Origin of the sequence: Leifsonia aquatica H1aii, assembly GCF_000633535.1 — a bacterium.
Lineage (GTDB): Bacteria > Actinomycetota > Actinomycetes > Actinomycetales > Microbacteriaceae > Leifsonia > Leifsonia aquatica_A.
On record NZ_AYMR01000009.1, the window covers coordinates 627,769 to 638,457 of the forward strand.

Consider the following 10,689-nt stretch of genomic DNA (forward strand, 5'->3'; position numbering starts at 1 on the left):
TCACTCCGCGGGAGGCTCGGTCGGGGGTTTCGGGGCGCTGCGCGGCTTCGGCGGCGTGTCTGCCGCGAGGCGCTCGGCGCCGGGTGCCGCCTTCTCGGCAGCGGGTGCCGCCTTCTCGGGGGGCGTCGCCTTCTCGGCGGGCACCGCCTTCTCGGCAGCAGGCGGCTTCGGCGTGCGCGGTGGCACGACGGCCGCGGAGGCTCCCGGCGTGATCCGGATGGCATTCGGGTTCGCGGCGGCCTTCTTGGCCGCGGCACGCGCCTTGCGCCCGGTGAGCGGCACCTCCGGTACGGCCTGCACCGGACGGGTGCGCGGGGGCTTGGCGCCGCTGACGCTGCCCGCGCTGTCGAACCCGCTGAGCACGACGGCCGACAGCGACGGCAGCTTCACGCCCATCTCGTCGAGGGCGTGCTTGAGCTGGGCGCGCAGCTCGCGCGAGACGTCGTCCTTCGCGGTCGTCCGCGTCTTGATCACGACCCGGATGACGATGGCGTCGGCGGAGATCGACTCGATGCCCCAGATCTCGGGCTTCTCCAGGATGCGCGAGCGCCACTTCGGGCTCGTCGCGAGCGCCGTCGCCGTGGCCAGCATCTTCTCCTGCACGGCCTCGACGTCGGTGTCGTACGGCACCGCGAGATCGATCACCACGCGGGACCAGCCCTGGGACATGTTGCCCACGCGCAGGATCTCGCCGTTGCGCACGAACCAGAGCGTGCCGTTCACGTCGCGCACCTGGGTGATGCGGATGCCGACAGCCTCCACGACGCCCGTCGCCGAGCCGAGGTCCACGATGTCGCCGACACCCAGCTGATCCTCCATCACCATGAACAGCCCGTTGAGCACGTCCTTGACGATGTTCTGGGCGCCGAAACCGAGGCCGGCGCCGATCGCGGCGGTCAGCAGGGCGAAGGAGCCGAGCACCTCCGACGCGTACACGTTGAGCACCAGGATGATCGCGATGATCCCGATCGTCACGTTGACGATGTTGCTGAGCACGGAGCCGAGGGTCCTGGTCCGCTGCACGACGCGCACCGCGGCCAGCGGGGACGCCACCAGAGCCTGCGTGTCCGTGACGTTCTGACCCTTCTTGACACCGGAGACGATCTGTTTCACGACCCGGCGGATCAGGACCCGCAGCAACCAGCTCAGGGCGATCGCGCCGACGACGATCAGCGCCGCGCTCAGGGTGTTCCATCCGGCCTGCGCCGCCCAGGTGCCGAGGTCGGTCCAGAATGTCGTCTTCAGAGTTCCCATACCCGACCGAGCCTAGCGAGACGCGCCTTGGCGTGGGCTGGATTCACCGGTCGACGAGCCCGTTGTCGTAGGCGAAGATCACGGCGTGCACGCGGTCGCGGAGGTGCAGCTTGGCGAGCACCCGGCCGACGTGCGTCTTCACCGTGGACTCGGTGAGGAAGAACTTGGCGCCGATCTCGCCGTTGGTCAGGCCGTCGGCCATCGCGAGCAGGATCTCGCGCTCGCGCGGGGTCAGGGCGGACGCGGCGTCGCCGTCGTCGGAGGCGCTCGTCGCGTTCTGGGGCAGCCGGTCGGCGAAGAGCTCGAGCATGGAGCGGGTCACCCGGCCGGAGACCGCGGCGTCGCCCGCCGCCACGGCCCGGATCGCGGCGATCAGATCGTCGGGTCGGGCGTCCTTGAGCAGGAACCCGCTCGCGCCGGCGCGCAGGCCGCCGAACGCGTACTCGTCGAGGTCGAACGTGGTGAGGATGATGATGCGGGCGTCCGGGTTGGCCGCGACGATGCGCCGGGTGGCCTCGATGCCGTCCATCGACGGCATGCGCACGTCCATCAGGATCACGTCCGGGCGGACCTCGACGGCGAGGCGCACGGCCTCGACGCCGTCGGCCGCCTCGCCGACGACGCGGAAGTCGGCCTCGGCCTCGAGGACCATCCGGAAGCCGAGACGCACGAGCGACTGGTCGTCGACGAGCAGGATGCGCAGGGGAGCGGTGTCGGTCACGGGGTCTTCTCCTCGGTGGTCGTCGGGGTCGGGGTCGGAGTCTGGGGCGGAGCGGGCTGTGGAGCCTCGGCCTGCGGAGTCTCGGCCTGCGGAGGCTCGGCCCGCGGAGGCTCGGCCCGCGTAGCGTCGGCCCGTGCAGTCCGGGCGTGCAGGGCCTCGGGCGTGGCGGACGCGGGGGGCGACCCCGCCGGGGCCGCCGGTCGCACGGCGTCGAACTCGGCGTGCAGCCGCCAGCCGGCCGGGACGCGCGGGCCGGCGTCGAGGGTTCCGTTGTAGAGCGCCACCCGCTCGCGCAGTCCTATCAGGCCGCGGCCGGAGCCCTCGGTGGCGTCGCCGCGCATGGCGGCGTCGTCCTCCACGGTGATCGCGATCCGGTCCGGACGGAAGCGGATGATGACCTCGACGGTGTCGGCGAGCCGGCCGTAGCGCAGGGCGTTGGTGAGCCCCTCCTGCACCACGCGGAACACCGTGAGCTGCTGCCCCACGTCGGTGGGGGGATCGCCGGTGACGGTGACCCTGACCGACATCCCGGCCGCCCGGAAGCGCTCGATCAGCTCGCCGAGGTCGCCGACGCCGGGCTGCGGCTGGTGGTCGGCGCCCAGCTCCTCGCCCGCACGGAGCACTCCGAGCAGCCGGCGCATGTCGCCGAGGGCGGAGCGTCCCGTCTCGGCGACCATGCGCATGGTGTCGGCCGACCGCTCCGGTGCGGTGTCGGCGAGGCGGGCCGAGCCCTCGGAGAGGGTGATCATCACCGTGAGGCTGTGCGAGACGATGTCGTGCATCTCGCGGGCGATCCGGCTGCGCTCCGCGGCGGCCGCGATGACCGCCTGCTGGTCGCGTTCCCTGGCCAGTTGGCGGGCCCGGTCGATCAGTGCGGTGAGGTAACGGCGGCGGCCGCCGATGTTGTTGCCCATCAGCACGGCGACCAGCGAGAACGCCAGCACGGTGAAGGTGGAGGTGGCCGGCTCGGTGTGGTCCGCTCCGTAGAAGCCGGCGTGCTCCAGCAGGGAGAGGGCCCAGAGTGCGCAGACCGTGACGGCGGCCGTGATCGCGAAGCCGATCCAGGCCGAGCGCGTGGACCGGTAGACGGCGAGGGCGTAGAGCGCCACCAACGCGGGCAGGAAGTCGACGATCTCACCCGTGACCGTGCTGGACGCGAGCACGAGCATCGCGACGGCGAAGACGACGCGCGGGCGGTGGCGCCGGAAGTAGAAGGATCCGCTCGCGACGACGACGAGCGCGATCGCCAGGGCACCGCCGACCGACGGCGTCATGATCTGGGTGACCACGGTCACCAGGATCGACGGGACGAAGTAGGCAGTGACGAGCGCCGTGTCGACCAGGAGCGGGTGCGCGGCGAGGAAACGACGGATGACCCCGGGCGGCCTGGGGAGTTCCAGGCCGCCCGGGGTCGGGTCCGTCGACGGGAGGGACGGGGTCATGCGTCCCGACGCTGGAGCAGGATGGCACCGACGACGAAGGCGACGCCGGCCCAGGCCAGCACGGTCACGACGTTGGCCCACGGTTCCAGAGTGCCGTTGGTCACTCCCGCGAGCCCGGTGCCGGCATTGCTGATCAGGTAGTGGCCGGCGTCCTGCACCCACTGCGTCTTCGTCAGGCCGGCGACGAGGTTGGCGATGATCGGGAGCACCAGAAGTGCGCCGAGGGCGGCGGCGATCCCGCCGGCGGTCGACTTGAGGATCGCGCCGACGCCGAGGGCGAAGACCGCGACCAGCCCCAGGTACGCGCCGGCGCCGAGGATCGCCCAGAGGGTGTCGGAGGAGAGCAGGTCGCCGGGGTACCCCTTGCCGTTGAGGATGGGCAGCGCGACCGCCCACGAGGCGGCGGACGAGATGAGCCCGATGACGAACGAGACGACGAACAGCACGAGCGCCTTGGCCGCGAACACGGGGAAGCGTCGCGGGACGGCGGCGAACGACGAGCGGATCATCCCCGTGGAGAACTCGCCGCTGATGACCAGGACGCCGAGCACTGCGATGACGAGCGCCGCGAAGGTGAGCCCGGCGGTCGAGGCGCTGGTGGCGAACTCCGCCGCCTGCGCTTCGACGCCGGCGCGCTGGGCCTGGGGGACCTCGCCGAACAGGACGGACTTCTCGGGGATGGCCGTCGCGACCAGGGCTGCGATGCCGACCACGAGGACGACCACGCTGGCGAGCGTCCAGAACGTGGAGCGGAGGGTGCGCAGCTTGATCCACTCGGAGCGGACGACCCGCGGGAAGCTGAGGCGGCCGAGCGTTGCGTGCTCGTGCGGGCGGGCGGGTGCTGTCGTGGTCACTTCTCGACCTCCGTGCGGTATTCGACCTCGTCGTGGGTGAGCTCGAGGTAGGCCTCCTCGAGCGAGGCGCTCAGCGGGGTGAGCTCGTGCAGCACGACACCCGAGCGGGCGGCGGCCTCGCCGACCTGGGCCGCGGTGAGGCCGGTGACCTCGATCAGCTGCGACTCCACACCGGTCACGGTGACGTCGGCGGACGCGATCGCCCGGGCGAGCTCGTCGACCTGCGGAGTGCGCACGCGCACGGCACTGCGGGTGGCTCCCGCGAGGATCTGGTCGACCGGGGCGTCGGCCAGGATGCGTCCACGACCGAGCACGATGATGTGGTCGGCGGTCTGCGCCATCTCGCTCATCAGGTGCGACGAGAGGAAGACGGTGCGGCCCTGCGAGGCGAGGTGCCGCGCGAACTGACGCACCCAGAGCACGCCCTCGGGGTCGAGCCCGTTGACCGGCTCGTCGAGGATGAGCGTGGCCGGGTCGCCGAGCATGGCGGCGGCGATGCCGAGCCGCTGGCCCATGCCGAGCGAGAAGCCGCCGACGCGCTTGCTCGCGACAGAGTCGAGGCCGGTCAGACCGATCACCTCGTGCACCCGGCTCTTCGGGATGCCGTGCGTCGCCGCCATCGCCAGCAGGTGGCTGTACGCGGTGCGGCCGGTGTGCACGGCCTTCGCGTCCAGCAGGGCGCCGACCTCGGTCAGCGGGGAGCGCAGGTCGGCGTATCGCTTGCCGTTGACGGTCGCTCCGCCGGAGGTCGGGCGGTCGAGTCCCATGATCATGCGCATGGTCGTCGACTTGCCGGCGCCGTTCGGGCCGAGGAAGCCGGTGACCTTGCCGGGCTGGACGGTGGCGGTGATGCCGTCGACGGCCGTCTTGGGGCCGAACCTCTTGGTGAGGCGGTCGAGTTGAATCATGAGTCCAACGTAGAGGGAGGGACCCCCGTCCGCCATCGGCCCGTAGTACCAGGCCGGGTCGGACGAGGGTCCCTTCTCCGTGCGGGGGCGCGTCGTGCGCCGGCGGGACTACGCGCGGGCGTCGCGCTCCTGGGCGGCCAGGGCGCGCTCGACACCGGCGAGGTTCTCCACCACGAGGCGGCGCAGTGCGGCCGGCTCCTGGGTGGCGTCGAGCCAGGCACGGGTCGCGTCGCGCAGGGCGGTGTCCGCCAGCGGCGCCGGGTACATCCCGGCGACGAGGTACTCCGCGATCTTGTAGGTGCGGGAGGCCCAGACCTCCTGCAGCGCCGCGAAGTACGGGGCGACGAAACCGGCGAGCACGTCCTTGTCGGCCGCCCGCTGGAAGCCGAGGCCGGTGAACCGGACGATCGTGTTCGGCAGGTCGTCCGAGCCGAACACCGAGTCCCAGGCCGCCTGCTTGCCCGCGGCGGTGGGGATGCTGGCCCGCGCCTGCGCGGCGAACTGGCCGCCGTTGGCGGTGTTGTCCGCGGCGAGGGCGGCGTCGATCTCGTCCGTGCCGGCGGCACCGCCCGCGGCCAGCGCGATCAGCAGCTCCCAGGCCAGGTCGGTGTCGACCGTGAGCCCCTCGAGGGTCTGCGTGCCGTCGCGCAGCGCCGCGATCTCGGCCAGCTGCTCGTCGGTCGACGCGTACGCGGCGAAGAACTTGACGAACTGGAACTGCGCGTCGCTGCCGGCCTCGGCCTGCTTCGCGAGCTCCCACAGCGCGGTCGCGACCGCCTGCACGGTCTCCTTCTGGCGCTCCGGGGCGACGTAGCTGCCCGCGGCGAGGCCGAGCTGGCTCAGCGTCGTGCGGAGGGTGGTCGACTCGGTCTCGGACGCGATGTTCCCGAGCACCAGCCGCACGTAGTCGCTCGCGGACGTCTCGGCGTCGCGGGTCGCGTCCCAGGCCGCACCCCAGACCAGGGAGCGGGCGAGCGGGCTCTCGATCTCGCCGAGGTGCTCGATGGCGACGGCCAGCGAGGCGTCGTCGAGACGGATCTTGGCGTAGGCCAGGTCGTCGTCGTTGAGGAGCACGAGGGCCGGGCGTGCGCGGCCGACCAGCTCGGTGACCTCCGTGCGCTCACCGTCCACGTCGAGTTCGACGCGGTGGTCGCGCACCAGCCGGCCGTCGCGCAGTTCGTAGAAGCCGATGGCGAGCCGGTGCGGGCGGATGGTCGGGTAGTCGGCGACGGCGCTCTGCAGCACGGCGAACGAGGTGATGACGCCGTCCGCGTCCACCTCGATCTCGGGGCGCAGCGTGTTGACGCCCGCGGTCTCCAGCCACTTGGCCGACCAATCGCTGAGGTCGCGGCCGCTGGTGGCCTCCAGCTCGACCAGGAGGTCCTTCAGCTCGGTGTTGCCATGCGCGTGCTTCTTGAAGTAGGCGGAGACGCCCGCGAGGAAGTCGTCCTGCCCGACCCAGGCCACCAGCTGCTTGAGCACCGAGGCGCCCTTGGCGTAGGTGATGCCGTCGAAGTTGACCTGCACGTCCTCCAGGTCGTTGATCGTCGCGACGATCGGGTGGGTCGAGGGCAGCTGGTCCTGCTTGTAGGCCCAGCTCTTCTCCATCGCGGCGAAGGTGGTCCACGCCTCGTGCCATTCGGTCGCCTCGGCGGTGGCGAGGGTGGAGGCGTACTCGGCGAACGACTCGTTCAGCCAGAGGTCGTTCCACCACTTCATCGTCACCAGGTCGCCGAACCACATGTGGGCGAGCTCGTGCAGGATCGTGACGACACGGCGCTCCTTGATAGCGTCGGTCACCTTGGACCGGAACACGTACGTCTCCGTGAAGGTGACCGCTCCGGCGTTCTCCATCGCGCCCGCGTTGAACTCGGGGACGAACAGCTGGTCGTACTTCTCGAACGGGTACGGGACGTCGAAGCGCTCCTCGTAGAACGCGAAGCCCTCGCGGGTCTTCTCGAAGATGTAGTCGGCGTCGAGGAACTGCGCCAGGCTCGCGCGGGCGTAGACGCCGAGCGGGATGGTGCGGCCGTCGCTGCTGGTCAGCTCACTGTGCTCGGAGACGTACGGTCCGGCGATGAGCGCCGTGATGTACGAGGAGATGACCGACGTGGGAGCGAACGTCCACGTCTTCGCTCCCGCGCCGGCCGCGACGGGCTCGGGGGTGGGGGAGTTGCTGACGACGACCCAGTGCTCGGGGGCGGTCACGGTGAAGGCGAAGGTCGCCTTCAGGTCGGGCTGCTCGAACACCGCGAACATGCGGCGGGAGTCCGGCACCTCGAACTGGCTGTAGAGATAGACCTCGCCGTCCACCGGGTCGACGAAGCGGTGCAGGCCCTCGCCGGTGTTCGTGTAGATCGCGTCGGCGTCGACGGTCAGCACGTTCTCGGCCTGGAGGCCGTCCAGCCGGATGCGGACGCCGTCGGCGACCTGCGCCGGGTCGAGCTCGACGCCGTTGAGGACCACCGAGTGCACGGTGCGGGTGATGGCGTCGATGAAGGTCGACGCGCCCTCGGTCGCGGAGAAGCGCACGGTGGTCGTGCTGCGGAAGGTCTCCGGGCCGGTCGTCAGATCGAGGACGACATCATAGGCGTGGGTGCGGACGAGCGACGCGCGCTCCTGGGCTTCGATGCGTGTGAGGTTTTCTCCGGGCAACGGTGACTCCTTGAAGACGAGATTCGCGTGGATCGTGTCCACCGCATCCACCTTATCGACCCGCGCGCCGGGGTCGGCGGCCTTCCCTAGACTTGGCCCATGCGCATCCACATCGCCACCGATCACGCCGGCCTCGACTTCAGCCGGCACCTGCAGGATCACCTCGCGGCCGCGGGGCACGAGGTCGTGGACCACGGACCGGCCGAGTACGACCCGATCGACGACTACCCGGCGTTCTGCATCAACGCGGCGAAGGGTGTCGTGCGCGACCAGCAGGCCGGCGTGCAGGCCCTCGGCGTGGTGTTCGGGGGCTCCGGCAACGGCGAGCAGATCGCCGCCAACAAGGTGCTGGGCGTGCGTGCGGCCCTCGTCTGGAACGACAGCACGGCGCAGCTGGCCCGACAGCACAACGACGCGAACGTGATCTCGATCGGCGCCCGCCAGCACACCGTCGAGGAGGCGACCCGCTTCATCGACCTCTTCATCGCCGAGCCGTTCTCGCTCGAGGAGCGCCACGTGCGCCGGATCGCCCAGCTCGCGGAGTACGAGGCCACCGGCGACATCGCGGGCAAGAACGTGGACCGCTGATGCCCGAGGGCCACTCCGTCCATCGCATCGCCCGGCAGTTCGCGACAAACTTCGTCGGCCACCGGGTGGCGGTCTCGTCGCCGCAGGGCCGCTTCGCCGAGGGCGCCGCGCGCATCGACGGGCAGGTCATGACGGCAGCGAAGGCCGTCGGCAAGCAGATGTTCCTGGAGTTCGAGAGCGGGCTCTGGCTGCGCATCCACCTGGGCATCTACGGGGCGTGGGACTTCGCGGGCGACATCAGCGTCGACCCGACGATCGCGTCCGCCAACGGCCGGATGGGACAGACGAACCAGCGCGGCACCGACGCCGACGCCGCCCGGGTGTTCGACGATGCGGGGGAGAACTCCCTGCACTCGATCGGGGCGCCGCGGCGCACCCGGCTGCGCATGGCGGAGTCGGAGAAGCTGGAGGCCGAGATCACGTCCTTCCCGCCCGATCCGGTGGGACAGGTGCGGGTGCGGCTGCTGACGGACACCGCGGTCGCCGACCTGCGCGGACCGACGGCGTGCGAGGTGCTCGATCCGGCCCAGGTGGACGCCGTGATCGCCAAGCTCGGGCCCGACCCGATGCTCGACGACGGGCCTGAGGCCGAGGAGCGGTTCGTGTCGACCGTGCGCCGCAAGCCGACGGCGATCGCCCTGCTGCTGATGGACCAGAGCGTCGTGAGCGGCATCGGCAACGTCTACCGCGCCGAACTGCTGTTCCGCGCCCGCCAGAACCCGCACACCCCGGGCAAACAGGTCCCGGAGGACACCGTGCGGGAACTCTGGCACGACTGGGTGCGGCTGCTGCGCATCGGTGTCGCGACCGGCCAGATGATGACGATGGACGGCCTCGACGACGAGGCGTACCGCAAGGCGATGGCGAGCCGGGACGACCGGCACTGGGTCTACAAGCGCGAGGGCCTGCCCTGCCGCGTCTGCGGGACCCACATCGTGATGGAGGAGCTGGGCGGCCGCAAGCTGTACTGGTGCCCGAAGGATCAGGCCTAGGAGGCGGCATGCGGCAGAACCCGAGTTTCACCCTCACCGGCGCGGAGGAGCTCAAGCGACTCGTCCGCGAGAACCCGTGGGCGACGTTCGTCAGCCACACCGCCGGCGGCCTGGTGGCCTCCCACTATCCGGTGATCCTCGACGACACCCGGGACGGGATCAGCCTGCTGAGCCATGTCGGCCGCCCCGACGAGCAGCTGCACGAGCTGGGCGAGCACGAGCTGATGATCATCGTGCAGGGCCCGCACGGCTACATCTCGTCGGGCTGGTACGACGACAAGCCCGCGGTGCCGACCTGGAACTTCATCTCCGCGCACTTCTCGGGCGTGCCCGAGATCCTGAGCGACGAGGAGAACCTCGAGGTGCTCGCTCGCCTGGTCGACCACTTCGAGCGCGAGCTCCCGGAGCCGCGGCAGATGGCCGGCACGGAGGCCGATTCCGCGTACGCCCAGCGGATCTCGTCCGGGACCGTGGGCCTGCGCCTGACCCCCACGACGATCTCCGCGAAGCAGAAGATGAGCCAGAACCGCCCCGACCACATCGTCGACCGCATCCTCCTGGAGCTGGCCGGCCACGGGCCGTACGCCAGCGAGGGCCTGCTGCGCGAGATGACGATCGTGCACGACCGCCGCCGCGCCGCTCGATGAGCCTGCTGCTCACCGGCGCCCGCCTGCCCGGGTCCGAGGGCCTGGTCGACGTGCGCCTCGACGACGGCCGGATCACGGCGGTCGACCTCGCCGGTCGCCTCGACCGGGCCGGAGCCGAGCCGCTCGACCTCGATGGCCGCTGGCTCGTGCCCGGCCTCTGGGACCAGCACGTGCACTTCACCCAGTGGGCGCAGACCGCCCGGCGGCTGGACGTGTCGCGCGCGGCGTCCGCGGCGGAAGCGGCGGAGTTGGTACGCCGTCGTGCGGCGGAGGCTCCCCGCGACGAGGTGCTCGTCGGCTTCGGCTTCCACGACGCCCTCTGGCCCGACGTGCCGACCCGTGCCCTCCTGGACGCGGCGGCGGGGGAGCGGCCGGTCGTCCTGATGTCGGGCGACCTGCACTGCTCCTGGCTGAACACGGCCGCGGCCCGGCTCCTCGCTCCCGGGACCGACGACGCCGTGGTGCGTGAGGATGCGAGCTTCGCGGTCACCAGCCAGCTCAGCGCCGCCGACGACGCCACCCTGGACCGCTGGGCGGCGGAGGCGGCCGGAGCCGCGGCGCGGCGTGGCGTCGTCGGGATCGTCGACCTCGAGTACGGCTGGAACCTCGGGACCTGGGTGCGGCGGTT

10 protein-coding genes are annotated in these 10,689 nt (G+C 71.3%); 4 read left to right on the forward strand and 6 right to left on the reverse strand.

Annotation, left to right across the window (positions count from 1 at the left end):
• From U870_RS0111670 to pepN, 6 genes are all read right to left on the reverse strand, one after another.
• Positions 1-1,254, reverse strand: coding sequence for a mechanosensitive ion channel family protein (locus U870_RS0111670; protein ID WP_025157567.1), 1,254 nt, complete (start codon positions 1,252-1,254; stop codon positions 1-3).
• 43 nt (positions 1,255-1,297) lie between these two features.
• Positions 1,298-1,975, reverse strand: a complete 678-nt coding sequence (locus U870_RS0111675) for a response regulator (RefSeq protein ID WP_025157568.1) — start codon at positions 1,973-1,975, stop codon at positions 1,298-1,300.
• Positions 1,972-3,417 (reverse strand): sensor histidine kinase, encoded by a 1,446-nt coding sequence (locus U870_RS22565; protein WP_025157569.1) that lies wholly within the window; start codon positions 3,415-3,417, stop codon positions 1,972-1,974. Before U870_RS22565 ends, U870_RS0111675 begins: the two co-directional genes overlap by 4 nt.
• Positions 3,414-4,271, reverse strand: coding sequence for an ABC transporter permease subunit (locus tag U870_RS0111685; protein ID WP_025157570.1), 858 nt, complete (start codon positions 4,269-4,271; stop codon positions 3,414-3,416). Before U870_RS0111685 ends, U870_RS22565 begins: the two co-directional genes overlap by 4 nt.
• A complete protein-coding gene (locus U870_RS0111690; RefSeq protein WP_025157571.1) occupies positions 4,268-5,179 on the reverse strand; it encodes an ATP-binding cassette domain-containing protein in 912 nt (303 codons plus the stop codon). Before U870_RS0111690 ends, U870_RS0111685 begins: the two co-directional genes overlap by 4 nt.
• Before the next feature lie 108 nt (positions 5,180-5,287).
• Positions 5,288-7,834 carry an aminopeptidase N gene (gene pepN / locus U870_RS0111695; protein ID WP_025157572.1) on the reverse strand — a complete coding sequence of 849 codons (2,547 nt, stop codon included), beginning with the start codon at positions 7,832-7,834 and terminating at the stop codon, positions 5,288-5,290.
• Between the two features lie 99 nt (positions 7,835-7,933).
• On the opposite strand from pepN, the gene U870_RS0111700 reads away from it, so the two are divergent.
• From U870_RS0111700 to U870_RS0111715, 4 genes are all read left to right on the forward strand, one after another.
• Positions 7,934-8,422, forward strand: coding sequence for a ribose-5-phosphate isomerase (locus U870_RS0111700; protein ID WP_025157573.1), 489 nt, complete (start codon positions 7,934-7,936; stop codon positions 8,420-8,422).
• Complete coding sequence (locus tag U870_RS0111705; protein ID WP_025157574.1) at positions 8,422-9,414, forward strand: Fpg/Nei family DNA glycosylase; 993 nt, start codon at positions 8,422-8,424, stop codon at positions 9,412-9,414. The genes U870_RS0111700 and U870_RS0111705 overlap by 1 nt, the downstream gene beginning before the upstream one ends.
• Before the next feature lie 8 nt (positions 9,415-9,422).
• The gene (locus U870_RS0111710) at positions 9,423-10,061 is read left to right on the forward strand and encodes an FMN-binding negative transcriptional regulator (protein ID WP_025157575.1); all 639 of its coding nucleotides are present in this window, start codon (positions 9,423-9,425) and stop codon (positions 10,059-10,061) included.
• On the forward strand, positions 10,058-10,689 hold a 632-nt coding region (locus U870_RS0111715), incomplete at its 3' end, for an amidohydrolase family protein (RefSeq protein WP_025157576.1). The genes U870_RS0111710 and U870_RS0111715, both read left to right, overlap by 4 nt.

Coding starts and splice junctions, on each gene's coding strand:
- U870_RS0111670 (WP_025157567.1), bottom strand. CDS start 1,254: ATGGGAACTCTGAAGACGACATTCTGGACCGACCTCGGCACCTGGGCG.
- U870_RS22565 (WP_025157569.1), bottom strand. CDS start 3,417: ATGACCCCGTCCCTCCCGTCGACGGACCCGACCCCGGGCGGCCTGGAA.
- U870_RS0111690 (WP_025157571.1), bottom strand. CDS start 5,179: ATGATTCAACTCGACCGCCTCACCAAGAGGTTCGGCCCCAAGACGGCC.
- U870_RS0111700 (WP_025157573.1), top strand. CDS start 7,934: ATGCGCATCCACATCGCCACCGATCACGCCGGCCTCGACTTCAGCCGG.
- U870_RS0111705 (WP_025157574.1), top strand. CDS start 8,422: ATGCCCGAGGGCCACTCCGTCCATCGCATCGCCCGGCAGTTCGCGACA.
- U870_RS0111710 (WP_025157575.1), top strand. CDS start 9,423: ATGCGGCAGAACCCGAGTTTCACCCTCACCGGCGCGGAGGAGCTCAAG.